Consider the following 26139-nt stretch of genomic DNA (forward strand, 5'->3'; position numbering starts at 1 on the left):
GACGGCCAGGATCCATTCACAAAAACTGGCACACTGTTGAGTTCTCAAGCAACACGCCCACCAGGCACCCCGCCACAAGGCGGGGAAGCTCCCCCAGGCACAGCCACCAAGACTAACCCCACCACCACCAGCGCGTCAAATCCCACGCCCGCGGCGGCCAGGCCAGACCAGCCGGCACCGGACCGCGCCGCCCCGTTCCCGGGGCCCCGCCGATCCCGCCGACCGTTCCCGGCAGCGAGGACAAAACCTACACCCCCCGCGCCCCCAGCACAAACCCCCAGCTCACAAAGGGAAATCCCAGCGACTAGTCCTTGACCCGCTGCACGTCGCCGCCGAGCCCCTGGATGTCGTCGATGAAGGACGGGTAGCCGCGATCGATGTGGTACACGTCGTAGACCTCAGTCTGGCCATCAGCGAGAAGCCCCGCCAGGACGAGTCCCGCACCCGCACGGATGTCCGAGGACCACACTGGCGCGCTCGACAACTGCTCGACGCCCCGGATGACCGCATGGTGCCCATCGGTCTTGGCATCGGCGCCCAGCCGGACCATCTCTTCCACGAAACGGAAACGAGCCTCGAACACGTTCTCGGTGATCATCGAGGTTCCATCGGCGACCGCGGCCAGGCCGATCGCCATCGGTTGCAGGTCTGTTGGAAAGCCTGGATACGGCAAGGTCGCGAAGTTCACTGCTCTCGGGCGCTCCCGCTGCACGACACGGAACCAGTCCTTGCCATGCGTGACTTCGCCGCCGGCTTCCCGCAGCTTGTCGAGCACGAGCTGCAGGTGGGCCGGATTGATGCCCCTCACGGTCACGTCCCCCCGTGTCATGGCAGCGGCGACGCCCCAGGTGGCCGCGACGATCCGGTCGCCGATCACCCGATGCTCTACCGGCCTCAGCGCTTCGACACCGGTCACGGTAAGCGTGCTCGATCCCGCGCCTTCGATGCGTGCGCCCATGTGATTCAGCATGATGCACAGATCCACGATCTCGGGCTCGCGCGCCGCGTTATCCAGGATCGTCCGGCCCTTGGAGAGCACTGCCGCCATGAGGATGTTCTCGGTCGCGCCAACGGAGGGGAACGCCAATCGGATGTCCGCGCCATGGAGTTCCGTGGCCTCCGCTACCACACAGCCATGCTCGATCGTGCTTGTCGCTCCGAGCAGTCGCAATCCTGCCTGGTGCATGTCCAGCGGCCGCGAACCGATCGCATCGCCCCCGGGCAGCGCAACGATGGCCTTGTGGCACCGGGCCACGAGTGGCCCGAGCACGCAGACCGAGGCGCGGAACTGCCGGACTGCTGGGAAATCCGCGTGATACTTCAGCTCAGCGGGCGTCGTGATCCGCACGGTGCTGCCGTCTCGCTCGACCTCGCACCCGAGGCCCGTGAGCACATCGCCCATCAACGGGACATCGAGGATATCGGGGCAGTTCGTCAACGTTGTCGTGCCCTCCGCGAGCAACGCCGCAGCCATCAGCTTGAGCACGCTGTTCTTGGCGCCACCAACCACGACTTCGCCCTCGAGCCGACCACCACCAGTTACGACAAATCTCTCGCTCACAGTGCATCAGCCTATCGGTAGACCGTGGGTTTCGCGGGTACGGTGCTCACATGAGCGTGCATCTGACGAGAATCTACACACGGACCGGCGACGATGGCACGACTGGCCTCGGTGATTTCTCCCGGGTGCCGAAGAACTCCGCGCGGATCGCTGCCTATGCCGACGTCGACGAGACCAACGCCGTCATCGGGGTCGCAGTCGCGACGACCGAGTCCTCCGAGCGCATTCTCGACGTGCTGCGGCAGGTACAGAATGACCTCTTCGATGTCGGTGCTGACCTCTGCACGCCCGTGCTGCCCGATCCCGAGCACCCCCCGCTGCGGATCGATGGCTCGTACATCGACCAGCTCGAAGCATGGTGCGACGAGTTCAACGACGGCCTGGAGCCACTGCATTCGTTCATCCTGCCGGGCGGCTCGCCTATGTCGGCGCAGTTGCATGTGGCGCGGACTGTGGCGCGGAGAGCGGAGCGCTCGGTGTGGCAGTTGCTGGATGAGCAGGCCGAGAGTACGTCGGTACTGCCCGCTCGCTACCTGAACCGGCTTTCGGATCTTCTGTTCATCCTGTCGCGCGCGGCGAATGGCGGCAGTGATGTGCTGTGGGCACCGGGCGGCGGATCGCGCGCTGCCCGCCCGCAGCAGGAATCCCCGCAGCAGGATTCCTAGCCACTATCGCTTGCGGGGCGTCCATCTCGTGCGGCGCCGAGCGCGACGCGGCGGCCTGGACTCGAGCCAGGACAGGAACGCCGTCAGGGTGTCGCGGTCGAACGCGAACTCGTAGTCGTCCTCCCCGACGCTGACCCTGAGCACGGTGCTCCCTGGCTCAAGGAGGTCCCGCTCCCCCTTGGTGGGTGAGCGCCGCGCGCTGACCTCGGCATCCTGCCGGTCAATCCGCAGGCTGGGACCGGGAATCATTCTGGACAGCCGATAGAAATGCAGGTCTTCATCCCGGTAGCGGATGACCCCATAGCGCCAGCCGAGCCCTTCCCGCGCGGGAAGGGCTCGGATCACGGCTCCAGCACCGGCTGCGCGCAACTGGAACAGCCGGTACGCAAAAGCCGCGACAGCGAGGATGAGTAGCAGCAGAATGAGCGCGAGCACCATTCCACCGTCCACTCGGGACCATCCTTCGCTGTCGCGGCCTTCAGACTTGCTTAGCCTAGCGTGTTTTGTTGTGCCTCGATCACATGCGGTCGATCGCGCGGAGCCGTCCGCGTGCACGTGCGGCTGCTTCAGCATCGTCGCCCGCTGATTCCAGCTGGCTCCGGGCCGCATCGGCATCGACGTCCTGGGCCCATTCAGCGGTTTCCGCGAGCACGGTGACCGAGTTCGCGGTCACCGACAAGAATCCGCCGTCGACCGCAGCGACAAATCGCTCGTCATTGGTCGTGGTGATGGCAACGATGCCGCCTTCGATGAGCTGGCCGAGGACGGGCTCGTGACCAGGCATCACACCAATCTCGCCCTCCGTGGTCTGCGCGACAACGAGCTTGGCCTTCCCAGACCAGAACCGCTGCTCGACAGCCACGAGGTCCACTGACATCTCAGACACGCGTCATCACTTCCCAGCGAGCTTCTCGGCGGCCTTCTCGACATCGTCGAGTCCGCCACAGCTGTTGAAGGCCTGCTCGGGAAGGTGGTCGTACTCGCCCTTGCACACCTTGTCGAATGCCTCGATGGTGTCGGTGAGCGGAACGACCGAGCCCTTCTCGCCGGTGAACTTCTCGGCCACGATGAAGTTCTGGCCGAGGAACTTCTGGATGCGGCGAGCACGGCCAACCGTGATCTTGTCCTCCTCGGAGAGCTCGTCCATGCCGAGGATGGCGATGATGTCCTGCAGCTCCTTGTACTTCTGGAGGATCTGCTTGACCTGGTTGGCGACCCGGAAGTGCTCGGCACCCACGACTGACGGCTCAAGGATCCGCGACGTCGAGGTCAGAGGATCCACGGCTGGGTAGATGCCCATCTGCGAGATCGGGCGGGAAAGCTCGGTCGTCGCATCAAGGTGGGCGAAGGTGGTTGCCGGCGCGGGGTCGGTGTAGTCATCGGCGGGCACGTAGATGGCCTGCATCGAGGTGATGGAGCGGCCACGCGTCGAGGTGATGCGCTCCTGCAGCTCGCCCATCTCGTCCGCGAGGGTGGGCTGGTAGCCCACGGCGGACGGCATGCGGCCGAGCAGCGTGGAGACCTCGGAGCCGGCCTGGGTGAAGCGGAAGATGTTGTCGATGAAGAGCAACACGTCCTGCTTCTGCACATCGCGGAAGTACTCCGCCATGGTCAGGGCCGACAGGGCCACGCGCATACGAGTTCCTGGCGGCTCATCCATCTGCCCGAACACCAGCGCGGTGTCCTGCAGCACGCCCATCTCCTCCATCTCGAGGTGGAGATCGGTGCCCTCACGGGTGCGCTCACCGACGCCAGCGAACACCGAGGTGCCGGAGAACTCGCGGGCAATACGGGTGATCATCTCCTGGATGAGCACGGTCTTGCCAACGCCGGCACCACCGAAGAGACCGATCTTTCCACCCTTGACGTACGGGGTGAGAAGGTCGATGACCTTGATGCCGGTCTCGAGGATCTCGGTCTTGCCCTCGAGCTCGTCGAACGCGGGTGGCTTGCGGTGGATGCCCCACTGCTCGCCATCGCGCCCGGTTCCGGGTGCGTCGAGGCAATCGCCGAGCGCGTTGAACACGTGCCCCTTGACGACATCACCGACGGGCACCGAGATGGGCTTGCCCGTGTCGCGCACCGTGGTGCCGCGGACGAGTCCGTCGGTCGGCTGCATCGAGATGGTGCGCACGAGGTTGTCACCGAGGTGCTGTGCCACCTCGAGGGTGAGCGTCTTGGCGACGGTCTTCAGGGTGATGTCACTGTTCAGCGCGTTGAACAGGCTCGGGACGGCTCCGCGGGGGAACTCGACGTCGACGACGGGGCCGATGACTCGAACTACACGGCCGTCGCTTGTGGATGCGCCGTTCTTGGTTGCTTCATTTACTGCGGCGGTCATGTGGATCAGTCACTTCCTGAACTCGAGGCCAGCGCGTTCGCGCCGCCGACGATTTCGCTGATTTCCTGGGTGATCATGGCCTGGCGGGCCTGGTTCATCTGCCGGGTGAGGGAGTTTGCCAGTTCATTGGCGTTGTCCGTGGCCGCCTTCATCGCCGTGCGGCGAGAAGCCGATTCAGACGCTGCCGCTTCGAGCAGTGCCGCGTAGATGCGGGTGCTCAGGTACTTCGGCAGAAGCGCGGCAAGCAGTGAATCGGCGTCAGGCTCGAAGCTCCATCCGGCCTTGGATGTTTCTGCCTCGGGTGAGGTGCTCAGCATGTCATCGCCAAGCTGGAGCTCCTCCTCCTCGATGTCGACCTCGATCGGCGCCATGCGGCGCACCACTGGAGTCTGGGTGAGCATCGACACGAACCGAGTGAAGACGATGTGGAGCTCGTCGACGCCTTCGACGGTTCCCTCCCCGTTCGGCGCGGCAACCTCGGAGCCCGAGCCAGCCGTGAACAGCTCGACGAGGTGCTTGCTCGCCTTGGCGGCGTCACTGTATCCGGGGGCCTGGGAGAATCCGTTCCACGCTCCGGCCACCTCACGCTCGCGGAAGGTGTAGTAGATGAGGCCCTTGTTGCCGAGCACGTAGAGGACTGGAGTCTTCCCCTGACGGCGCAGCAGTTGAATGAGCTCTTCTGCTTCCTTGAGAACGTTGGAGTTGTAGCCGCCGCACATTCCACGGTCACTGGTCACGACGAGCACTGCGGCTCGGGTGGGGTTGCTGCGCTCGGACAGCAAAGGGTGGTCCAGCGACTGGGAGGCGCTGGCCAGCTCACTGATCACCTTGGTGATCTCTGCCGCGTACGGGGTGTGCGCGGTGACGCGAGCCTGTGCCTTGACGATCCGGGAGGTCGCGATGAGCTCCTGGGCCTTGGTGATCTTCTTGGTCGAGTTGACCGATTTGATTCGTGACCGAATCTCTCTCAGGCTTCCCATCGATCAGTCACGCTCCTTCATCGATAGTGGGACAGCGGAGGTCTGCGTCATCGGCGAACCTTGCGCTTGACGGTCAGCTGCTCCTGGTCCACCTCGTCCTCCGAGAGCGGGTCAGCCTCGGCCTCGTTGACCACGCGGCTGCCGTCGGAGGCGATGAAGCCCTCCTTGAAGTTGTTCACCGCGTCCATCAACGTGGAGATGTCATCGTCGGAGAGCGCCTTGCCCCCATCGATGGATTCGTACACCGACTTCGCGTTGCGGTGCAGGTCCTCGAGCATCTCGGTGTCGAAGCGACGGACGTCGCCCACGGGGACGCTGTCGTAGACTCCCTGGCCCGCGACGAAGATCGTGATGATCTGGTCCTCGACGGGGACGGGCGAGTACTCGTCCTGCTTGAGCAGCTCGACGAGACGCTGTCCACGCTCGAGCTGCGACCGGGATGCCGCATCGAGGTCGGAGGCGAAGGCCGCGAACGACTCGAGCTCGCGGAACTGGGCAAGCTCGAGGCGCAGGGTGCCTGCGACCTTCTTCATGCCCTTGGTCTGCGCGGCGCCACCAACGCGGGACACCGAGATGCCGACGTTGATCGCCGGGCGGATGCCCTTGTTGAACAGGTCGGACTCGAGGAAGACCTGTCCGTCGGTGATGGAGATGACGTTGGTCGGGATGTAGGCCGAGACGTCGTTGGCCTTGGTCTCGATGATCGGCAGGCCGGTCATCGACCCTGCTCCGAGCTCGTCGGAGAGCTTGGCGCAGCGCTCGAGGAGGCGGGAGTGCAGGTAGAAGACGTCACCGGGGTATGCCTCGCGGCCCGGCGGGCGACGCAGCAGCAGGGAGATCGCGCGGTACGCCTCGGCCTGCTTGGTGAGGTCGTCGAACACGATGAGGACGTGCTTGCCCTCGTACATCCAGTGCTGGCCGATGGCGGAGCCGGTGTAGGGAGCGAGCCACTTGAAGCCGGCGGAATCCGAGGCAGGGGCAGCGACGATGGTGGTGTAGTCCATGGCGCCGCGCTCTTCGAGGGCGGTCTTGACGCCAGCGATGGTCGAGCCCTTCTGGCCGATCGCCACGTAGATGCAGCGCACCTGCTTGTCGGGGTCGCCGGACTCCCAGTTGGACTTCTGGTTGAGGATCGCGTCCACGCAGACCGCGGTCTTGCCGGTCTTGCGGTCACCAATGATCAGCTGGCGCTGTCCGCGGCCGATCGGGGTCATCGCGTCGACGGCCTTGATGCCGGTCTGCAGCGGCTCACCGACGGGCTGGCGCTCGAGGACCGATGCGGCCTGGAGCTCGAGCGCGCGGGTCCCGGTGGACTCGATCTCGCCGAGACCGTCGATGGGCTCGCCGAGCGGGTTGATGACACGACCGAGGTATCCATCGCCAATGGGAACAGAAAGCACGTCGCCGGTGCGCTTGACCTGCTGGCCTTCCTCGATCTTGTCGAAATCGCCCAGGATGACGGCGCCGATCTGGCGGTCATCGAGGTTCAGGGCCACACCGAGCACGCCCCCGGCAAACTCAAGGAGCTCGTTTGCCATTGCTGAGGGAAGGCCGGATACGTGGGCGATGCCGTCGCTCGCATCGATGACCTGGCCGACCTCCTCGCGGGAGGATTCCGGTGTGAAGCTCTCGGTGTAGTTCTGGATCGCGCTACGGATCTCTTCGGAGGAGATCGTCAGCTCCGCCATGTTGTTCCTGCTCTCGGTCGTCTGCGGGCTATCGCTGGGGATAGCCTCTCGTGGTCTGTGTGGATTGGCCGCGCGGTGCGCTGTGCGAGGTCGCCGAAGATCCTTCGGTGACTTACTTTAGAGCCTTGCGCAGCTGGGTTAGGCGCCCTTGCGCGCTTCCGTCGATCACTTCGTCACCGACGCTGACAACAAGCCCGCCGAGCAGTCCTGGCTCGACCTCGGTGTGAATGGCGATGGGCTTGTCATAGATTCGCGTCAACGCGCTCTCGAGCCTCTCCTGCTGGCTGTCTGTCAGCGGTGCCGCGCTGCGAACGTGCGCGACCGTGCGATCGCTTTGCTCGGCAGCGAGCTGCGAAAGGTCCGCGAACTCGTCAGCAGGAGCCTGGCGACGACGGCTGACGGCCTGCGCCGCGAGCGCCTCGGTGGTGGCGGTGACCTTGCCGTAGAGCAGACGACGCAAGAGATCACGTGTTGCTGAGGCGGGGCGCGTCCGGTCGGAGAGGGCTTGCTCCAGCTCCGGGTTGGCCGCGGTGATCCGTCCCAGGCGGAAGAGCTCATCCTCCACCGTCTGGAGCTGGTCTTGTTCAGCAGCTGCACGCAGCAAGGCGATCCGGCCGACGTGGACGAGCGAGCTGAGGAGATCGGACGTGGATGACCAATCCTGGCTCACTGCGGCCTTGAGGATGTCGAGCGCTTCGCGGGAAAGCTTGCCCGCGAAGACCTTGTCGACCAAGCTGGCGCGGCGCTCGGCCGTGGCTGAGGTATCTGTGAACTGGACCCGGAGCTCCCGGTTGGTATCAAGCAGATCAACCACGGCAAACAACTGCTCGCCTGCCTGCGCCGCTGCACCGGCGTTGCCACCGCCCTCGCCAAGGCTGGAATCCAGCGCTGACCTGGTGCGTGCTAGCGCCTCACGACTCGCTGCGTACATGCTGCTCACTTTCCTGTCGCCGTGTCGGCGTTGACCGATTCAAGTTCGTTGAGGAACTGGTCGACCGTGGCGGCGCGCTTGGCGTCGTCAGCGACGGACTGGCCGATGATCTTCTCGGCGAGATCGACAGCGGTGCGACCGAGGTCGCTTCGCAGGTCGGCGACGATGTGCTGGCGCTGGGCCTCGAGCTGCGACTGCCCGTTGGCAACGATGCGGTCGGACTCCACCTGTGCCTGCTGCTTCATCTCGTCGATGATCTGCTGCCCCTGGCCGCGGGCTTCCTCCCGGATCTTCGCGGCCTCGGAACGAGCCTCGGCCAGCTGCGCGCGGTACTGCTCGAGCGCTTCCTTGGCGTCGGCCTGCAGGGCCTCTGCCCGCTTGATGCCGCCCTCGATCTCGTCCGTCCGGCGCTCGAGGAGCTCCTGGAAGCGCGGGATGACGTACTTCCAGAAGACGAGGCCGACAACAGCGAGAGCGACGATCGACCAGACGATGTCATAGACCGCGGGGAGGAGCGGATTAGGCTCCTCCTCCTGGGCCAGAAGGACGATGTTCGCTGTAATCATGATCAGAAGATGAAGCCGGCGACGATGCCGATGAGGGCAAGGGCCTCGGTGAAGGCGATACCGAGGAACATGAGGGTCCGGAGCTGGCCGGCCATCTCAGGCTGGCGAGCGATTCCCTCGATCGCCTTGCCGACGACGATGCCCACGCCGATGCCGGGGCCGATAGCGGCGAGGCCGTAGCCGATCGCGCCGTATCCGGAGCCGGTGACCTCGGATGCTTCCTGCGCCAGGTAAGCAATGCTCATGGTTGTGTTCCCTTTCTGTTGGCCCTGCCACGATCGTGGCGGGTCAGGTCGTGTTCAGGAGCGTCCCGCCCTGCTAGCGCAGCACGGGAACCGGTGGCTCTAGTGCTCTTCAGCGTGCAGGGCGAGATCGATGTAGACAGCGGTCAGCAGAGCGAAGATGTACGCCTGCAGGAACACCACGAGGATCTCGAAGAAGGTGAAGCCGATTCCCACGATGAGCGCGGGGAGGCTGAACACCTTCATGATGCCTTCGCTGCTGAAGAGGAAGTATTGTGTCGCGCTGAAGAACAGCACGAGCATGACGTGCCCGGCGAGCATGTTGGCCATGAGTCGCACCATGAGCGTGAACGGCCGGAGCACGAAGGTGGAGATGAACTCGATAGGGATGAGCAGGAAGTGGAGGGCCCACGGCACGCCTGGGACGACGATGCTGCTCTTCACGTAGCGGAACGGGCCGTACTTCTTGATGCCGACATAGTTGAACACGATGTAGGCGAGCACAGCGAGGACGAGGGGCATTCCGATCCGCGCGTTCGACGAGATGTTCAGGAACGGGATGATTCCCGTCATGTTGAGCCCGAGAACAAGTATGAAGATCGTCGCGAGGAGCGGCAGGAATCTCTTGCCTTGTGTCTTGCCGAGGATCTCTTCGGCGATGTGGATCCGGACGAAGTCGAGGGCGACCTCGGCGAAGTTCTGGACGCCCCGGGGAACGATCTTCGGGCTGCGCATGGCAAACGCGAAGAAGACCGCGATGAGCACGGCAACAACGATGCGAATCAGCATCAGCCGGTCAAGCTCGAACGGGGTGCCCTCGAACAGGATCGCGGGCGGGAAGAAGTCTTTCAGCGACGGCGGATGGAATTCACCGGCAGCCAGGTTCATGACGCTCAGCGGTCTCTTCCGTTGTTTGGCCACGCTGTGCGCGGCGTGATCGGACAGTAACGATCTCGGAGCTGCGACTCTCGATGCCCAATTGCATCACACAGCCCGGCTCTCTGGGCGCAACTTTGCCGGTGGGCAGTGCATCGACCCGAGATCCTGCAGATCGCGGCCGACTGGTCGTGGGTTTGCACTGGCAGCCACACCGCTCCTGCTAGTCGGTGACACTATCAACTTCTTGCCAGGTTCGTGCAAGCAGGGCGCGCATTCAGCTGTTAATGACCTGGTGTAGTACTACTCATCGTCGTATTTTGTGGCTGGATTCACAGGCTCTTCCTCGGGCTGCACGTACGGGACCCGATGCTTGAGCACCCCATAGGTCTCCGCGCCCAGCACGAGCACGAGCGCACCGATCACCACGAGCGCCATCACCGGCTGGCTGTAGAAGGTGAACCGCGACAACGTCGCGAACACGATCAGAGCGAGGAGCATCTTGATCGCCCAGCCCCCGAGGACCACCGCGCCACCGGTCACCATGGGGAGCCGCTCCGAGAACAGCACGCTCACTGCGGTGAAGAGGATGAATCCCCCGCCCAGGGCTGCCCCGAGCAGCGCTCCCCACACGCCCGGCAGGCCAGCGAAGAGAAAACCCGCGACGACGCCGACGATCGCGAGGACAACGAGGCCATACGCCCCGTAGCGCACCGCGGCGCGCAAGGGCTCCGACGGTTCCACCGGAGGGTTGGTCAAGCGTGGCTCGCCCTCGACCCCAGGGTCGGTGGAGCTGCCGCTCCCCCGCTCTGGCACGGGGCTGAAGTCATCATCCATCGGAGAAGTCACAGCCACCGAGGGTAGCGGTAACCATGCCACCACGCCTAGCCAGCTACAACGACCGGGCCCGGCGCGAGAACCGTGGCACGAACGTCAGCACCACCAGCACGAGAGCGATGATCCCGGCCACTGGCACCACGAGGTGCCAGTCCAGCAGGGAGCTGCCCACCGCGGTGAACGCGAGCAGCGCGACCCAGCTGTAGATCACGAGCACTACCCGGCGATGGGTGTGACCGATCTCGAGCAGCCGGTGGTGCAGGTGCATCTTGTCGGGACTGAAGGGGCTGCGTCCCGCGCGAGTCCGCCTGATCACCGCGAGCAGGAGGTCCAGGAAAGGAACGAACAACACCGCGAGCACCAGGATGAGCGGGGCGTAGAGCCCCAGCAGATCGCGCGGGCCATAGAGATCCAGGCTGATCTTCCCCGACGCGCTCGTCGAGATGGCCGCGAGCATGACCCCGATCAGCATCGAGCCGGAATCCCCCATGAAGATGCGGGCGGGCTGGAAGTTGTGCGGCAGGAACCCGAGGCATGCCCCCGCGAGGGCGGCCGCCAGCATCGCCGGCGGATACACGCTGACGTCCCCGCCCTGGTCCAGCAGCAGGCCCACCGAGAACGCGGCCAGCGCGACCGCGGCGATCAGGCCGAGTCCCGCGGCGAGCCCATCGAGCCCATCGACGAAGTTCATCGCATTGACGATGAGCACCGTCAGGAACACGGTCAGCCCTGCCGACTGCAACTGGTCAAGCACTAGCGTCGTGCCCGGAAGATAAAGCACATACCAAGAGACACCCAGCAGGACGAGCATCCCCGCCGCGGTTATCTGGCCGACGAACTTCGTGAGCGCGTCGAGGCCCCATCGGTCATCGATCACGCCGACCACGACGATGACCGCCCCCGCGAGCAACGCGGCCTGCACATCCGAGGAGAACTCGAACCCCCGGGTCAGCGCGGGCAACTGTCCAGCGAGGTACAGCGCAGCGAGCAGTCCGAGGAACATGCCGACACCGCCGAGCCGGGGCGTCGGTGCCACGTGAACATCCCGATCGCGCGGATACGCGACCGCGCCGAATCGTATGGCGAGCACCCGGACAAGGCCCGTGGCCAGGAAGGTGATCACTGCCGCCGTGAGGCAAATGAGCATGAGCTCACGGATCGGCACGCCCGCGCCCCGCGGATCTTGCGCGAGGAGCAGGATCGTTGGGTCAGGCACGCTCACAGTCGGCAACGCTACCGTGGCCGGACTCAGGCTGGCGAACCGCCACGACGTGTCCTGCTGCCCGGATCACGTCCTCCAGGCTCGGCGCGCCTATCGGGAAACGCTGGATAGCGCGCGACAAGCCCAGCAACATCAGCAGCGATCCGGCCAGGATCCTCGCCCCGGCAGGCGCGCGCGATCAGGCCCGCGATCTCGGCCATGTCCGCAGTGCGAAAGCCCTGCGTTGTCACGGCCGCCGTCCCCACCCGTATTCCAGAAGGCGTGCGCGGCGGCATGGGATCGAACGGGACGGCACACTTGTTCAGGTAGATCCCCGCGCTCGCGCACAGTTCCTCGGCCCGCGCACCGTCCACGCCGAGAGGCTGCATGTCCGCCACCACCAGGTGCGTGTCCGTTCCCCCGCTGACGAGCCGCGCGCCGTGCCCCGCCAGCGCCTCCGCGAGAGCGCGTGCGTTCTCGATCATTCCTTGGGCGTAGTCCTTGAAGGGAGGTTGCGAGGCCTCGCGCAGCGCGACGGCCTTCGCGGCGATCGCGTGCATCGAGGGCCCGCTCTGGCTGAACGGGAAAACTGCCCGGTCAATGGCACGCGCATGCTCGCTGCGACACAGGATCATGCCGCCGCGCGGGCCCCGCAGGCTCTTGTGTGTCGTCGTTGTCACGACATCGGCGAACGGCACGGGATTAGGAACCGCACCGCCAGCGACCAGGCCCATGATGTGCGCCGCATCGACCCACAGGATTGCTTCGATCTCGTCCGCGATCTCTCGGAACGCCTGGTAGTCAATGTTGCGCGGATAGGCCGTCGCGCCGCAGACAATGATGCGGGGCGCATGGATGCGCGCGATCTCGCGGACGGCCTCGTAGTCGATCTGCTCGGTCGCCCGGTCCACCTCGTAGGGCACGGGCGTGAACCAAGCGCCCGAGAAGCTGATGCGCGCGCCGTGCGTAAGGTGGCCGCCGTGCGCGAGGCTCAGCGCCATCACGGGATCATCAGGCTTGGCAAAAGCCGCGTACACCGCGAGATTGGCGCTCGTCCCCGAGTGCGGCTGCACGTTGGCATGCTCAGCGCCAAACAGCGCCCGGGCGCGTTGCACCGCAAGGTCCTCGGCCCGATCGACTTGCTCGCAGCCGGGGTAGAACCGCTTGCCCACGAAGCCCTCGGCGTACTTCATGGACAGCGGGCTCGACAGCGCCGCCCGTACCGCAGGGCTAGCGTGGTTCTCGCTCGCGATCAGTTGCAGGCCCGCGGCCAGGCGTGCCGCTTCCCGATCAGCTATCTCGGCGATCTCGGGATCGGCAGCGGCGAGATCATCCCATTCCGGCACCCAGGACGGTGTTGTGCTCACGGGCGAGATCCTTTCATCACGGTGCATCCGAGGGGGCGAGTTCGCCCGGTTTCATGCCGAGCACCTCCGCGACCTCCTCCACGCGAACGGCCCCCGCGCGCAGGACCCTTGGCCTGGTCCCGGTGAGGTCAACGATCGTCGATGCCTCCCCGCGCGGCGAGTCTCCGCCATCGAGATACACCGAGACCGCGTCCCCGAGCTGCTCCTCGGCATCCGCGGCGTTGGTGGCAGCAGGCTGCCCGGACCGGTTCGCGCTGGAGACGCCCATCGGGCCGACCTCGCCGAGCACCTCGAGCGCCACCGGATGCAGGGGCATCCTGAGCATCACGGTCCCCCTGGTGTAGCCCAGGTCCCACGACAGCGACGGGGCATGCTCCACGACGAGGCTGAGCCCACCCGGCCAGAATGCCTCGACGAGCGAGCGCATCCTCGGCGGCACGGAGTACACCAGTCCGTCGATGGTGTTCCATGAGCCCACGAGCACGGGAACCGGCATCTCCCGCCCGCGCCCCTTCGCCTCGAGGAGCGATCCCACCGCGTGCGAGTCGAACGCATCGCAGCCGATGCCATACACCGTGTCTGTTGGCATCACCACGAGGCGCCCGGCCTTGACGGCCTGCACCGCGGCCTCGATGCCCGCCGACCGGGAATCGGCCCTGCCGCAATCAAACACCGTACGCACGATCCCTCATCTCCCGCCGCGCCATGCCCCGGACAGGCATGCCTGGTAGTTCAACTCGTTGTCCCGATCGTACGGATGGCCGAGATGAACCGTGGTCGGCCGGCGAGGTCGAGATGCTGCTCGATCTCGCGGAAGCCCTTGGTGGCCTCCACGATACCGATCGCCCCGGGACCGTTGCTGTCGTCATGCTCGATCGCCAGGCCGCCGCCGGGGCGAAGCAGGCGCTCGGCGGTGCGCACCAAGGGCCTGATGACGTCGAGCCCGTCCTCGCCCGCGAACACCGCACGGCGGGGCTCGTGCCGCGCCACCTCCGCCGCCACCTCACTGCGCTCGGGCACATACGGTGGATTCGAGATCACCAGGTCAACAATGCCGGAGAGCCCCTTGAGCAGGTCCGGTGCAGTGGCGTCGGCCTCGTGCAGCGTGATCGCCGTATCGCCGGCGGCCTGCCGGGCACCGGCATTGCGCTGCAGCCACGGCAATGCGCCTTTGTCGATCTCCACAGCATGAACCCGGGCGTCGGGGCGCGCGTGCGCTATCGCCAGTGCCAGCGCCCCGGACCCGGCGCAGAGATCCACTACCACTGGCGGATGCATGCCGCACATCTCGAGGTAGCCGAGCGCCCAGGCATACATTAGTTCCGTCTCGGGGCGCGGGATGAACACCCCCGGCCCGACGGCTAGATCGACCTCGCCCATCAGGGCGGTCCCGGTGAGGTATTGCAGCGGGACCCGTTCCGACCGCTGCGCCACGAGCTCCTGCAGCCTCGAGGCCTGATCGTCCGTGAGGAACGGGATGAACGCTATCCTCCCCCGATCCACCTCGAGCACATGCGCAACGAGGAGCTCGGCATCGACCCGGGGGCTTGGCACACCAGCACAAGCAAGCGTCGCGGCAGTGGAGGAGATAACGGAACGAACAGGTTGTCGAGTCACCTCTCTAGGTTCGCACGCGAGGAGTTGCGCAACAGAACGATGACACTCTCAATTTCTCGACGTGTCTCGGATAGCCTAGGCACGGACGCACATCTACGGGAGGTACACATGACGCTCCAGGCACCAGCACGACGCGCCGGACTAGCACTCACCGGCGCCACGATCGTTGCGGTCGCGGCGGCGCAGGGCGCCACTGCCAAGCCCTTCGACACGCCACCGACTCCCGCGCTCTGCGCCAGCGGCCTCGCCGTCCCGCAGACGTTCGTGGAGGACGCGGCCAACTCGCTGCCGCCGGGCACGATCACCTACGTGATCAACGAGCAGGGCGGCCCCGGCGCGATGGTGGCCTGGGTCAACGTGGACAGCGTCCAGACGGGGCAGGTGCGCTTCGGCACCGCTGAGCTCGAGCCCACCCCGATCGGCGACGATGCCCTGGCCCCGATCGCCGTGGTCGAGACCGGCGAGGGAACAGTCCTGTCGGCGATGCTCGGGGCATACGAGAACGCCCAGGGCGAGACATGCATCCTGCTGCCTGGTTTCACCAGCGATGACGTGCCCGGCGCCGCAGCCGAGGTCGAGCCCAGCGCTTAAACCGACGAGGAGATCGCGCTCCGTTTGCTGATCGAGCAGCCCGCCCCGATGGCTTGTCGTGCCCCGGGGCGGTTTGCTTGTCGCGACTGCCTCACCCTATTTGTTGCCGCGCCAATGCCTACCGTGCTGGAGAGCGAGGCGACAGCAAGCGGGGCGAGCCGGAATTCCAGGTCACGGGCTCATTCAGCCTGGAGCCGTGCTTGCCGGTCGGCTTCGCGCAGCGCCTCGACGACAGCATCAAGCTCACCGCTGAGCACGGTATCGAGATTGTGTGCCTTGAAACCGATGCGGTGGTCCGCGATCCGGTTCTCGGGGAAGTTGTAGGTGCGGATCCGCTCTGACCGGTCGACGGTACGTACCTGGCTCTTGCGTCCTGCCGATGCCTCGGCGACAGCTTCCTCCTCGGCGAGCGCTTGCAGCCTTGCCGCAAGGACGTGCATGGCACGGTTCTTGTTCTGCAGCTGGGATCGCTCGTTCTGGCAGCTCACCACGATGCCAGTCGGCAGGTGGGTCAGCCGCACCGCGGAATCCGTGGTGTTGACACCCTGCCCGCCCTTGCCTGACGCGCGGAACACGTCGAGGCGCACGTCGCCCTCGTCGATCTGTACCGCTTCCGCCTCCTCGGGCTCCGGGATCACATAGACCCCGGCGGCGGAGGTGTGGATCCGGCCCTGCGACTCGGTGACCGGCACCCGCTGGACGCGATGCACTCCACCCTCGAACTTGAGCCGGGACCAGACGCCGTCTGGCGCGTCACCACGGGACTTGATGGAGAGGGTGATGTCCTTGAAACCGCCGAGGTCTGATTCGACGGAATCGAGGATCTCTGTCTTCCAGCCCTGGCGCTCGGCATACTTGAGATACATCCGCGCGAGATCTGCTGCGAACAGCGCGGATTCCTCGCCTCCCTCCCCCGACTTGACCTCGAGCACGATGTCGTCGGCATCGTGGGGGTCTCGGGGCGCGAGCATGTCGGTGAGGTCGTGCTGGAGCGCGCCGACCACTTCCTCGAGCTCGACGACCTCGCCGGCAAAGCTGGAATCATCGCGAGCGAGCTCCCGCGCGACCGCGAGATCGCCCTCGGCCGCAGCGAGCTTCCGGTATGTCGCCATGATCGGGCCGAGCTGGGCATAGCGCTTGGCCGCCTTGCGCGCGGCCGCGGCGTCGTCGTGCAGGGATGGGTCGGCCAGTTGCTGCTCGAGGCCCTCGTACTCGGCGATGACGTCGTCGACCGCCGATGGCTTGTTCACCGTGCTCATTGCCTCACCGTGGTCCGTTCCGCGGCCGCTGCTGCAGCGCGGTCGATCTGGGGAAGTGGTCCTATCAAAAGCACCACGCCCGATCCATGCATCGGCACGGAACGGGCGTGGTGGGGAGAGCTAGTTTGCTGCGGTCTTGCGCTGGCGCTTGCCGTAGCGAGCCTCGAAGCGGGCGACGCGACCACCGGTGTCGAGGATCTTCTGCTTGCCCGTGTAGAACGGGTGGCACTCGGAGCACACTTCGACCGTGATCTGCGGGCGACCTGCGGCACTGCGGGTCTCGAAGGTGTTTCCACAACCACACAGGACGGTGGTGTCGGAGTACTCGGGATGGATATCCTTCTTCATTGTTCCTCTTTCGTCTCGAGCCGCCGGGTCGGATCCACCGGGGGTGGAACCGTGAACCGGAACTCATCGGGGTCGACCAAGTATGCCAGACAGTTCCGTCAACAAGGAATCTGGCGATTCTAGTCCCGGCCTAGTCGGTGTCTCCCATGCCGGGAGCGGTCTTTGCTACCTGCATGAGGAACTCGACATTGTTCTTCGTCTTGCGCAGACGATCAACAAGCAGGTCGATGGCCTGGTGGGAGTCGAGCCCGGACAGCACTCGCCTCAGCTTGTGCAGAACAGCGAACTCGTCCGCTCCGAGGAGCAGGTCGTCGCGCCGCGTGCCGGACGGGATCACATCCACCGCCGGGAACACCCGGCGCTCAGCGATGCGCCGATCAAGCTTGAGCTCGGCGTTGCCAGTGCCCTTGAACTCCTCGAAGATGACCGTGTCGCCCTGGGAACCAGTCTCGACCATCGCGGTCGCGATGATCGTGAGCGAACCGCCCTCCTCGATGTTGCGCGCCGCGCCGAGGAACCGCTTCGGTGGATACAGCGCGGTCGAATCGACACCGCCGGAGAGGATCCGGCCAGAGGCAGGCGAGGAGTTGTTGTAGGCACGCCCGAGCCTGGTGATCGAGTCGAGCAGCACAACGACGTCCTTGCCGATCTCCACCAGGCGCTTGGCCCGCTCGATCGCCAGTTCCGCCACCGACGTGTGATCCGACGGCGGACGGTCGAAGGTCGAGGCAATGACCTCGCCCTTGACCGAGCGCTGCATGTCCGTGACTTCCTCGGGCCGCTCGTCGACCAGGACGACCATCAGGTAGCACTCGGGGTTGTTGACCGCGATCGCGTTCGCGACATCCTGCAGGATCGTCGTCTTGCCAGCCTTCGGCGGACTGACGATGAGCGCGCGCTGCCCCTTGCCGATCGGCATGATCAGATCGATGATGCGCGTGGTCAGGATATTCGGAGTTGTCTCGAGGCGCAGCCGCTGGTTCGGGTAGAGCGGCGTGAGCTTGCTGAAGTCGGGACGCTTGCGCGCCTGCTCCGGCGAGACGCCGTTGACGGTGTCAAGCCGGACGAGCGGATTGAACTTCTGCCGCTGGCTGCCCTGCTCGCCATCCTTGGGGAGGCGGACGGCACCGGTGATCGCATCGCCCCGGCGCAAGCCATTCTTGCGCACCATGTTCATCGAGACGTAGACGTCGTTCTGACCCGCGAGGTAGCCCGAGGTGCGCACGAAGGCATAGTTGTCGAGCACGTCGAGAATACCGGCGACCGGCTGCAGGACATCGTCCTCGCGGACCTCGGTATCGTTCGAGTCGGGGCCGCGATCGCTGCCACGGTTCCGGCGCCGCTCGCGGAACCTGCGGCCGCGCCGCCCGCCGCGCCCGGACTCATCATCATCCTGGTCGCGCGGGCCGTTGTCGCGGTCCCGGTTCTGGCCCTGGTTGCCGCCCCGCTGCTGGTTGCCGCCGCGCTGCTGGCCATCCTCGCGCTGCTGGTTGTCGCCGCGCTGCTGGTTGTCGCCCTGGCGCGAGCCATCCTGCTGGCCGCCCTGGCGCTGGTTCTGGTCGGATCGCTGGTTCTGGTCCGAGTCGCGGCGGTCTCCCCCGCGCTGCCGACGACGGGACCCGGAATCGCCACGCTCCCCGCCCTGGTCAGCAGGGCGTTGCTGCGGGTCACCCGAGCGCTGGGATTCCCCCGAGCGCTGCGAGTCGCTTGAACGCTGCGAGGCACCGTCCTGATCGCGGGACTGACCGGAAGGATTCTTCTCGTTCGCCTCCCGCGGAGCACCTCCGCCAGCATCCGCGCGCGGCGTTGCTTGGTCGGCGGTGGGGGCCGGAGAGGATTCCGCCGCAGGTGCCTTGGTCGCGCGCCGCGACCTTCCCCGGCCGGAATCGTTCTCGCCGCCCGCGGGAGCATCAGGTCCGCTCGGCGCTACCGCGTCCGGGCTGGCCTTGTCCTGGCCCTCGGGCTTGTCCTGCTTTCCCGGCTTGTCCTCGGGAGTCTTCGATGCTGCCGGGCCCGAGCCCGCGCGCTGGCGTTCCTCGATGGCGGCGATCAGTTCGCCCTTGCGCATGCCCGAGGTGCCCCGGATCCCTAGGCTTCCGGCAAGCGCGCGCAGTTCGGCAAGCAACATGCCGGATAGTCCTTCCTTGCGCCTGGACTGGGCTCGTTTGGTCGCGGCAGCAACGGCGGCATCGGTTTCTGGACTGGTCATGAGGTCCGTTTCTGTCACGGAGTTCCTTTCGTTCCTCCAAACGCCCGGCAGGGTCGTGGAGGTTCTTCCCGAAACCCAGCGTGTGATCTGGGATCCGAGGTGCCACACGTTCACCATGTGGAAATTCCTGCTGATTCGCGGTCACATCTCGTGCGCGCTTGGGAAGGACGTGCTGTCATCACCATCGCCATGCCTGGGCTTCCGGGCAGACCGCACAGCACTCGCGCTCAGGCGACGGGCCTCTGCCCCACATGCCACAGAGAGCGTGCAGGCGATTACCTTGCTAGCAACACACATGCGCAGGGAACCTATTCCCGAGCGGCGATGTGCGAGGTGAATCCTCTTCGAACAATAACAGATCAGTACAGGCCCCGAAACCGGACTCACCGGCGGTCACACGAGCGATGCACCCTCGGAAATGCCAAGCTCAGCCACGACCATGCCCTCGTCCCCCGCCTTGCGGGCCAGTCCCGGTGGAATCTCGTCGACGGTTAGCGCCAGGACAGCGGGGCCCGCGCCCGAGACCATCGCTGGAATCCCCGCGGCGCGCAGCTCCGCGACCCATCGGCTCGTCATCGGGATCGCTGAGGCACGCTGGTGCTGGTGCAGGCGATCCTCCGTGGCGGCCATCAACAGCTCGGGGTGCCGGGTCAGGGCGACGACGGCGAGCGCGGCCCTGCTGACGTTGAACACAGCGTCGCTGTGCGTCACATGCATGGGCAGCAGACCGCGAGTCTGCGAGGTCGAGGATCGCGTCTCCGGTACCAGAGCGAACGCGCGGATATCAGGGTGCACGTCAAGCCTCGTGGCGTAGTAGCGGCAGTTCCCGTCCCCATCAGCGGGTGCATCGGTCCAGGAGACCACCGCACCGCCCAGGACGCTCGCCGAGGCATTGTCGGGGTGGCCCTCGAACTCCGCGGAGAGCTGGACGAGCGAGTCAACGCTCAGCACCCGATCGGGCGCGATCTGCGCGATGAGGCCATTGGCCGCCGCGAGGCCGCCGACCGCCGCGGATGCCGAGGAGCCGAGGCCCCGCGAGTGCGGAATCGTGTTCGCGCAATGGATCCGCAGACCGCTCGCAGCGACCCCTGCGGCATCAAGGCCCTTCCTGACCGCGCGAACGACCAGATGGCTCCCGTCCAGGGGAACCTCGCCATGGCCGGCGCCGTCAACGGTGATCGCCAGGCCGGAGTGCGCCACGGTCACGGATATCTGGTCGTGCATGCCCAGCGCGAGGCCGAGCGAGTCGAAGCCAGGTCCCAGGTTCGCGCTCGAAGCCGGCACCCGGATTGTCGCCGTGGTGCCCTCGGGCAGTTCCACGCATGCCTGTGGCGGCGTCACGGCTCGGATCATTCGGCCAGTCCGAGCGCACGCGCAACCGCGACGGGATCGACCGGGATGGCCTTGACCTCGGGCATGCCCAGCAGTGCCGTATCAGGATCCTTCAGCCCATTCCCGGTGACGGTGCAGACGACGGTCTGGCCGGGCTCGAGCCAGCCATCCTCGCGGGCCGCGAGCAGGCCTGCCACGCTGGCTGCCGAGGCTGGCTCGACGAACACGCCTTCCCGCGATGCGATCAGCCTGTACGCCTCGAGGAGCTTCTCGTCAGTAGCGGCCCGGAACTGGCCGTTCGATTCGTCGCGCGCGGCCACCGCGGCGTTCCACGAGGCCGGGGCGCCGATCCGGATGGCGGTAGCGATGGTCTCGGGGTTCTTCACGGGGGCGCCATTAACCAGCGGCGCGGCTCCGGCTGCCTGAACGCCCAGCATCCGGGGCAGGCTGCTCGTGATCCCGTCCGCGTGGTACTCCTTGTAGCCCCGCCAGTAGGCAGTGATGTTTCCGGCATTGCCAACGGGCAGCGCGTGCACGTCCGGCGCCTTGCCCAGGACGTCGCAGATCTCGAACGCGGCGGTCTTCTGCCCCTCGATGCGGGCGGGGTTGACCGAGTTGACGAGAGCGATCTCCGGGAACTCGCTGGTGGCCTTGCGCGCGAGCTCGAGGCAGTCGTCGAAGTTGCCATCGACCTGGATGATGGTGGCGCCATAGATGACTGACTGCGCGAGCTTGCCCATGGCGATCTTGCCCGCAGGAATGAGAACCGCGCAGGTGATCCCGGCCTTGGCCGCGTAGGCAGCGGCGGACGCCGACGTGTTGCCGGTGGAGGCGCACAGCACCGCCCGCTGGCCGCGCGCGACGGCGTCGGTGACGGCCATGGTCATGCCACGGTCCTTGAAGGAGCCGGTCGGGTTGAGGCCCTCGACCTTCAGGTACACCTCGCACCCGGTGATCTCGGAGAGATGCTCGGCGGGCAGCAGCGGGGTGCCACCCTCCTGGAGGGTCACTGCCTGCCAGTCGTCCCCGACCGCGAGCCGGTCCCGGTATGCCGCGATGAGCCCGGGCCAGCCGCTATGCACGGGGCCGGTAGATGCGTCGGTGATTGCTCCGGTCATTATTCAGAAGTACCTTCCAGTCGGATCACGCTGGTCACAGCATGGACGAATTCCCGGCCCTGCAACGCTGCGACGGTCTTCGACAACGAATCATCCGAGGCGCGGTGCGTCACGACGACCAGCGAGGCTGCTTCCTCGCTTCCGGTCTGGCGCACAGTGGAGATGCTCACGCCGTGGTTGGCGAACTCCTGGGCGACCGCGGCGAGGACGCCAGTGCGGTCAGCGACCTCCATGCGCACGTAGTAGCGAGTGGGCGTGGATCCGATGGACAGGATCGGTAGCTTCGCGTAGATGGACTCGTCGGGCCCCTTGCCGCCGTGCACCTTGTTGCGCGCCGCGGAGACCAGGTCACCGAGCACGGCGGAGGCCGTCGGGCCTCCCCCGGCGCCCTGCCCGTAGAACATGAGGCGCCCTGCGGCCTCGGCCTCGACGACTACTGCATTGAACGCGCCGTTGACGGCGGCGAGCGGATGCTCCAGCGGGACCAGTGCCGGGTACACGCGGGCGGAGACTTGCTGCTTGCCCTCGTCGTCGATGACTCGCTCGCAGATAGCGAGCAGCTTGATTGTGCAGTCGAGGTCCGCGGCGGAGGCGAGATCCTCGGAGGTGATGTTGCTGATCCCCTCGCGATACACGTCGGACGCTGTCACCCGGGTGTGGAAGGCGATCGAGGCGAGGATGGCGGCCTTGGCGGCGGCGTCGTATCCCTCGACATCGGCGGTGGGGTCAGCCTCGGCGTAGCCAAGCCGCCGCGCGTCGGCGAGCATCTCGGAGTAGTCAGCCCCGGTCTCGCCCATCGCGGACAGGATGTAATTGGTGGTGCCGTTGACGATGCCCACGACGCGGTCCACCCGGTCCCCGGCGAGCGATTGCATGAGGGGCCGGACAACGGGGATCGCGCCGGCGACCGCTGCCTCGAAGTAGAGGTCGAGATCCGCAGCGTCGGCCACGGCAGCAAGCTCGCCGGTGTAGTCGGCGAGCAGGGCCTTGTTCGCGGTGACCACGGACTTGCCGGTGTTGAGGGAGTTGAGGATCAGCGTGCGAACGGGCTCGATCCCGCCAAAGACCTCGACGACGATATCGACATCGTCGCGGGCGACGAGCGCCGCGGGATCATCGGTGAGCAGCTCGATCGGAACGCCGCGGTCCGGGGTGACGTTGCGCACGGCGATGCCCTTGAGCTCCAGTCGCGCGCCCACCCGTGCCTGGAAGTCGTCGGCATGCTCGGACAGCAGGCGCACCACCTCGCTACCGACGTTGCCCAATCCGAGCACGGCGATTCCGAGAGTCCGCTCGGGCACCATGCCACTAGCCTGTTCGCTACTCATTCGACCTCCAAGCTGAGCAGATCTTCCACCGTTTCCCGTCGCAGCAGCAACCGGGACTGTCCGTCGCGCACGGCCACCACCGCAGGGCGGCCAAGCATGTTGTAGCGGCTCGCCATCGAATAACAATAGGCACCCGTCGCAGCGACCGCGAGCAGGTCCCCGGCCGCGATGTCCGCGGGCATCCAGGTGTTCCTGATGACGATGTCTCCCGTCTCGCAGTGCTTGCCGACGATGCGCGAGACCGTCGGCTCCGCATCGCTGCGCCGCGACACAACACGAACATCGTATTCGGCGTCGTACAACGACGTGCGGATGTTATCGCTCATTCCCCCGTCCACGCTGACGTACTTGCGCCGCGCGGCCGAGCCGAGCCGGACATCCTTGACGGTACCGACCTCGTAGACGGTGACGGTTCCCGGCCCCGCGATGGCCCGGCCCGGTTCCACGGTGAGGCGTGGCACGGCGATGCCGACCTGCTTCGATTCGCTCTCCACGATCGCGAGCAGCTTGGCCGCGAGCTCCCCGATGGGGGGCGGATCATCGCTGGGCAGGTAGGCGATGCCAAAGCCGCCGCCGAGATCGACCGTGCCGAGCTGCTCGGTCTTCGTGGTTCCGAACTCGGAGATGACGTCGCCCAGCAGCCCGATGACACGATGCGCGGCTAACTCGAAGCCATCGGGCTCGAAGATCTGCGAGCCGATGTGGCTGTGGAGGCCCACGAGACGGAGATTGTCGGTGGCGAAGACCCGGCGGATGGCCTCCATCGCGGATCCATCAGCGAGGGAGAAGCCGAACTTCTGGTCCTCGTGCGCGGTCGCGATGAACTCGTGGGTGTGGGCCTCGACGCCGACGGTGACGCGGATCAGCACGTCCTGCACCGCGCCGTGGCGGCCCGCGATCTCGTCGAGCCGATCGATCTCGATCATGGAATCGAGCACGACGTGGCCTACGCCGTGACGAACCGCCGCATCGAGCTCGGCCCCGGACTTGTTGTTGCCGTGCAGCGCGATCCGCTCGGCGGGGAAGCCACCGTGCAGGGCGACGGCGAGCTCGCCGCCGGAAGCGACGTCAAGCGAAAGGCCCTCCTCGGCGACCCACCGCGCGATGTGGCTCGAAAGGAAGGCCTTCGAGGCGTAATGGACACGGTCGGGTGCGCCGAACGCTTCCGCCATCTCCCGGCAGCGGGAACGGAAATCGTCCTCGTCGAGGACATAGAGCGGGGTCCCGTACTCGGCAGCGAGCTCGGTCACCGGGATCCCGGCCAGGGTGACGATCCCGCTGCTGGGATCGCGCTCCGCGTTGCGCGGCCACACCACCGGGGCGAGCGCGGCAAGCTCCTCGGGGGAGGCGGGACGCTCGCTGAGCCCTGGAGCGTGCGGGATCTCGGCATGCTTGGGGCCGGCTGGATGGGCGCTCACATTCGCTCCGGGGCGGTCACGCCCAGCAATGCCAGGCCGTTGGACAGGACTTGTCGGGCCGCGCCGCACAGGGCGAGCCTCGCGGTGTGCAGCGGGGCGGGCTCCTCATCGCCCTGCGGCAGCACGCGGCACTGATCGTAGAACCGGTGGTAGGTCCCAGCAAGGTCCTCGAGGTAGCGCGCGACCCGATGCGGCTCGCGCAGCTTCGCGGCGGCCGCCACCACGGCCGGGAACTCGCCGAGGGTGCGGATGAGGTCGCCCTCGCGGTCGTGCGTGAGCAGCGCGAGCTGGGGCTCGGTGGAAGGCACTCCGAGGTCGGCGGCGTTGCGGGCGATCGAGCAGAGACGCGCATGCGCGTACTGCACGTAGTAGACAGGGTTCTCGTTGCTCGCGCTGGCCCACAGCTCGAGGTCGATATCGAGGCTGTTGTCGAACGACGAGCGGATGAGGGCGTATCGCGCGGCATCGACACCGATTGCCTCGACAAGGTCATCGAGCGTGATGACGGTGCCCGCGCGCTTGCTCATCCGCAGGGGCTTGCCGTCGCGCACGAGGTTGACCATCTGGCCGATCAGCACCTCCACCGAAGCGGGGTCGTAGCCGAGGGCGGCCGCGGCAGCCTTCAAGCGAGCGATGTAGCCGTGGTGGTCCGCGCCGAGCATGTACACGCTCAGCCCGAAGCCACGCTCGTGCTTGTTGCGGAGGTAGGCGATGTCTCCCGCGATGTAGGCAGCGTTTCCGTCGGACTTGATGACGACGCGATCCTTGTCATCGCCATAGTCGGAGCTGCGCAGCCACCAGGCCCCATCCTGGTGGTAGAGGTTTCCGTTGGCCTTGAGCTCCTCGATCGCCGCCTCGACCGCGCCCGACTCGAACAGCGAGTTCTCGTGGAAGTAGACGTCGAAATCGGTGCCGAACTCGTGCAACGTCTGCTTGATGTGCTCGAACATCATGGCGACGCCCGCGGAGCGGAATGCCTCGTGCCGCGCGTCCTGCGGAAGATCCATCACCTCGGGCGAGCCGGTGACGATCGATCGGGCGATGTCAGTGATGTAGGCGCCGGCATAGCCATCCTCGGGGGCTGGCTCGCCCAGCGCGGCGGCTACCAGCGAGCGGGCGAAGCGATCGATCTGGGCACCGTGGTCATTGAAGTAGTACTCGCGGGTGACCTTTGCGCCCTGGGCCTCGAGCACGCGACCGAGCGAATCCCCCGCAGCGGCCCAGCGTGTACCGCCGAGGTGGATCGGTCCCGTGGGGTTCGCCGAGACGAACTCCAGATTGATGTCCAGCCCGGCCAGGGACTCCCCGCGGCCGTATGCCTCCGCGGCGGCAAGCACATGCTCGACGATCTTTCCCTGCGCGGCCGCGGCGAGACGGATATTGAGGAAGCCTGGCCCCGCGATCTCGGCGGAGTCGATGCGGGAATCATCAGCGACCGCGCTCGCGATCCAGCTCGCGAGCTCGCGCGGCGTGGTGCCGGCGCGCTTTGCCACCTGCAGCGCCACGTTGGTGGCGTAATCACCATGCTCGGGGTTCCGCGGGCGCTCGACGACAAGCCGATCGGGCACAACGGAGGTATCGAGGTCGTGGCTCGCGAGCACGGAAACCGTGGCGTCGCGGAGCAGCTGGGAAAGGTCTGCTGGGGTCACAGGCACCTATCCTAT

The 26139-nt window shown here is 66.3% G+C and carries 25 protein-coding genes; 2 read left to right on the top strand and 23 right to left on the bottom strand.

What is annotated here, in order from left to right:
- Positions 1 to 304: 304 nt before the first annotated feature.
- A complete protein-coding gene (gene murA, locus QC765_RS15245) occupies positions 305 to 1561 on the bottom strand; it encodes a UDP-N-acetylglucosamine 1-carboxyvinyltransferase (protein WP_278315293.1) in 1257 nt (418 codons plus the stop codon).
- A 50-nt stretch (positions 1562 to 1611) separates the two neighbouring features.
- Between murA and QC765_RS15250 the strand changes: the two genes are divergently transcribed.
- Positions 1612 to 2226 carry a cob(I)yrinic acid a,c-diamide adenosyltransferase gene (locus tag QC765_RS15250; protein WP_278315294.1) on the top strand — a complete coding sequence of 205 codons (615 nt, stop codon included), beginning with the start codon at positions 1612 to 1614 and terminating at the stop codon, positions 2224 to 2226.
- Between the two features lie 3 nt (positions 2227 to 2229).
- Here the strand turns inward: QC765_RS15250 and QC765_RS15255 are convergent, their stop codons facing one another.
- The 14 genes from QC765_RS15255 to prmC all read right to left on the bottom strand — a co-directional run bounded on the left by QC765_RS15255 (position 2230) and on the right by prmC (position 14872).
- A complete protein-coding gene (locus QC765_RS15255) occupies positions 2230 to 2676 on the bottom strand; it encodes a DUF2550 domain-containing protein (protein ID WP_278315295.1) in 447 nt (148 codons plus the stop codon).
- Between the two features lie 67 nt (positions 2677 to 2743).
- Positions 2744 to 3112, bottom strand: a complete 369-nt coding sequence (locus QC765_RS15260) for a F0F1 ATP synthase subunit epsilon (protein ID WP_278315296.1) — start codon at positions 3110 to 3112, stop codon at positions 2744 to 2746.
- Between the two features lie 6 nt (positions 3113 to 3118).
- Positions 3119 to 4567, bottom strand: a complete 1449-nt coding sequence (gene atpD / locus QC765_RS15265; RefSeq protein WP_278315297.1) for a F0F1 ATP synthase subunit beta — start codon at positions 4565 to 4567, stop codon at positions 3119 to 3121.
- Between the two features lie 5 nt (positions 4568 to 4572).
- Complete coding sequence (locus QC765_RS15270) at positions 4573 to 5547, bottom strand: F0F1 ATP synthase subunit gamma (RefSeq protein WP_278315298.1); 975 nt, start codon at positions 5545 to 5547, stop codon at positions 4573 to 4575.
- A gap of 47 nt (positions 5548 to 5594) precedes the next feature.
- A complete protein-coding gene (gene atpA / locus QC765_RS15275; RefSeq protein WP_278315299.1) occupies positions 5595 to 7235 on the bottom strand; it encodes a F0F1 ATP synthase subunit alpha in 1641 nt (546 codons plus the stop codon).
- 112 nt (positions 7236 to 7347) lie between these two features.
- Positions 7348 to 8166, bottom strand: coding sequence for a F0F1 ATP synthase subunit delta (locus tag QC765_RS15280; protein WP_278315300.1), 819 nt, complete (start codon positions 8164 to 8166; stop codon positions 7348 to 7350).
- A 5-nt stretch (positions 8167 to 8171) separates the two neighbouring features.
- Positions 8172 to 8732, bottom strand: coding sequence for a F0F1 ATP synthase subunit B (locus QC765_RS15285; RefSeq protein WP_278315301.1), 561 nt, complete (start codon positions 8730 to 8732; stop codon positions 8172 to 8174).
- A 2-nt stretch (positions 8733 to 8734) separates the two neighbouring features.
- On the bottom strand, positions 8735 to 8977 hold the full coding sequence (locus QC765_RS15290) for an ATP synthase F0 subunit C (RefSeq protein WP_192040335.1): 243 nt from the start codon (positions 8975 to 8977) through the stop codon (positions 8735 to 8737).
- Positions 8978 to 9076: 99 nt separating this feature from the next.
- Positions 9077 to 9862, bottom strand: coding sequence for a F0F1 ATP synthase subunit A (atpB, locus tag QC765_RS15295; protein WP_278315302.1), 786 nt, complete (start codon positions 9860 to 9862; stop codon positions 9077 to 9079).
- A gap of 291 nt (positions 9863 to 10153) precedes the next feature.
- Entirely contained in the window at positions 10154 to 10699 is a 546-nt protein-coding gene (locus QC765_RS15300) for a Cg1360 family ATP-synthase-associated protein (protein ID WP_309297309.1), read from the bottom strand.
- Between the two features lie 43 nt (positions 10700 to 10742).
- Complete coding sequence (locus QC765_RS15305) at positions 10743 to 11909, bottom strand: glycosyltransferase family 4 protein (RefSeq protein ID WP_278315303.1); 1167 nt, start codon at positions 11907 to 11909, stop codon at positions 10743 to 10745.
- Positions 11910 to 11935: 26 nt separating this feature from the next.
- Positions 11936 to 13255 (bottom strand): serine hydroxymethyltransferase, encoded by a 1320-nt coding sequence (gene glyA / locus QC765_RS15310; RefSeq protein ID WP_278315304.1) that lies wholly within the window; start codon positions 13253 to 13255, stop codon positions 11936 to 11938.
- 16 nt (positions 13256 to 13271) lie between these two features.
- Complete coding sequence (locus QC765_RS15315; RefSeq protein WP_278315305.1) at positions 13272 to 13937, bottom strand: L-threonylcarbamoyladenylate synthase; 666 nt, start codon at positions 13935 to 13937, stop codon at positions 13272 to 13274.
- Positions 13938 to 13987: 50 nt separating this feature from the next.
- Positions 13988 to 14872, bottom strand: a complete 885-nt coding sequence (gene prmC, locus QC765_RS15320; protein WP_278315306.1) for a peptide chain release factor N(5)-glutamine methyltransferase — start codon at positions 14870 to 14872, stop codon at positions 13988 to 13990.
- Between the two features lie 108 nt (positions 14873 to 14980).
- Between prmC and QC765_RS15325 the strand changes: the two genes are divergently transcribed.
- Positions 14981 to 15463 (top strand): hypothetical protein, encoded by a 483-nt coding sequence (locus QC765_RS15325; RefSeq protein ID WP_278315307.1) that lies wholly within the window; start codon positions 14981 to 14983, stop codon positions 15461 to 15463.
- A gap of 179 nt (positions 15464 to 15642) precedes the next feature.
- Here the strand turns inward: QC765_RS15325 and prfA are convergent, their stop codons facing one another.
- The 8 genes from prfA to argS form a co-directional block, all read right to left on the bottom strand.
- The gene (prfA, locus tag QC765_RS15330) at positions 15643 to 16722 is read right to left on the bottom strand and encodes a peptide chain release factor 1 (protein ID WP_278315308.1); all 1080 of its coding nucleotides are present in this window, start codon (positions 16720 to 16722) and stop codon (positions 15643 to 15645) included.
- A gap of 120 nt (positions 16723 to 16842) precedes the next feature.
- On the bottom strand, positions 16843 to 17070 hold the full coding sequence (gene rpmE, locus QC765_RS15335) for a 50S ribosomal protein L31 (RefSeq protein WP_278315309.1): 228 nt from the start codon (positions 17068 to 17070) through the stop codon (positions 16843 to 16845).
- A 130-nt stretch (positions 17071 to 17200) separates the two neighbouring features.
- The gene (gene rho / locus QC765_RS15340; protein WP_278315310.1) at positions 17201 to 19279 is read right to left on the bottom strand and encodes a transcription termination factor Rho; all 2079 of its coding nucleotides are present in this window, start codon (positions 19277 to 19279) and stop codon (positions 17201 to 17203) included.
- A gap of 393 nt (positions 19280 to 19672) precedes the next feature.
- On the bottom strand, positions 19673 to 20620 hold the full coding sequence (thrB, locus tag QC765_RS15345; protein ID WP_278315311.1) for a homoserine kinase: 948 nt from the start codon (positions 20618 to 20620) through the stop codon (positions 19673 to 19675).
- An 8-nt stretch (positions 20621 to 20628) separates the two neighbouring features.
- A complete protein-coding gene (gene thrC / locus QC765_RS15350; RefSeq protein WP_278315312.1) occupies positions 20629 to 21729 on the bottom strand; it encodes a threonine synthase in 1101 nt (366 codons plus the stop codon).
- On the bottom strand, positions 21729 to 23057 hold the full coding sequence (locus QC765_RS15355; protein WP_278315313.1) for a homoserine dehydrogenase: 1329 nt from the start codon (positions 23055 to 23057) through the stop codon (positions 21729 to 21731). The genes thrC and QC765_RS15355 overlap by 1 nt, the downstream gene beginning before the upstream one ends.
- Positions 23054 to 24475 (bottom strand): diaminopimelate decarboxylase, encoded by a 1422-nt coding sequence (lysA, locus tag QC765_RS15360; protein WP_278315314.1) that lies wholly within the window; start codon positions 24473 to 24475, stop codon positions 23054 to 23056. The genes QC765_RS15355 and lysA overlap by 4 nt, the downstream gene beginning before the upstream one ends.
- Positions 24472 to 26124, bottom strand: coding sequence for an arginine--tRNA ligase (gene argS / locus QC765_RS15365; protein ID WP_278315315.1), 1653 nt, complete (start codon positions 26122 to 26124; stop codon positions 24472 to 24474). The genes lysA and argS overlap by 4 nt, the downstream gene beginning before the upstream one ends.
- Positions 26125 to 26139: the final 15 nt, after the last annotated feature.

This window comes from Hoyosella levis (assembly GCF_026008515.1).
Classification (GTDB): Bacteria; Actinomycetota; Actinomycetes; order Mycobacteriales; family Mycobacteriaceae; genus Lolliginicoccus; species Lolliginicoccus levis.

Coding starts and splice junctions, on each gene's coding strand:
- QC765_RS15290 (WP_192040335.1), bottom strand. CDS start 8,977: ATGAGCATTGCTTACCTGGCGCAGGAAGCATCCGAGGTCACCGGCTCC.
- QC765_RS15280 (WP_278315300.1), bottom strand. CDS start 8,166: ATGTACGCAGCGAGTCGTGAGGCGCTAGCACGCACCAGGTCAGCGCTG.
- QC765_RS15325 (WP_278315307.1), top strand. CDS start 14,981: ATGACGCTCCAGGCACCAGCACGACGCGCCGGACTAGCACTCACCGGC.
- QC765_RS15285 (WP_278315301.1), bottom strand. CDS start 8,732: ATGATTACAGCGAACATCGTCCTTCTGGCCCAGGAGGAGGAGCCTAAT.
- rho (WP_278315310.1), bottom strand. CDS start 19,279: ATGACCAGTCCAGAAACCGATGCCGCCGTTGCTGCCGCGACCAAACGA.
- atpA (WP_278315299.1), bottom strand. CDS start 7,235: ATGGCGGAGCTGACGATCTCCTCCGAAGAGATCCGTAGCGCGATCCAG.
- atpB (WP_278315302.1), bottom strand. CDS start 9,862: ATGAACCTGGCTGCCGGTGAATTCCATCCGCCGTCGCTGAAAGACTTC.
- QC765_RS15270 (WP_278315298.1), bottom strand. CDS start 5,547: ATGGGAAGCCTGAGAGAGATTCGGTCACGAATCAAATCGGTCAACTCG.
- QC765_RS15355 (WP_278315313.1), bottom strand. CDS start 23,057: ATGAGTAGCGAACAGGCTAGTGGCATGGTGCCCGAGCGGACTCTCGGA.
- prfA (WP_278315308.1), bottom strand. CDS start 16,722: ATGAGCACGGTGAACAAGCCATCGGCGGTCGACGACGTCATCGCCGAG.
- rpmE (WP_278315309.1), bottom strand. CDS start 17,070: ATGAAGAAGGATATCCATCCCGAGTACTCCGACACCACCGTCCTGTGT.
- atpD (WP_278315297.1), bottom strand. CDS start 4,567: ATGACCGCCGCAGTAAATGAAGCAACCAAGAACGGCGCATCCACAAGC.
- QC765_RS15250 (WP_278315294.1), top strand. CDS start 1,612: ATGAGCGTGCATCTGACGAGAATCTACACACGGACCGGCGACGATGGC.
- thrC (WP_278315312.1), bottom strand. CDS start 21,729: ATGACCGGAGCAATCACCGACGCATCTACCGGCCCCGTGCATAGCGGC.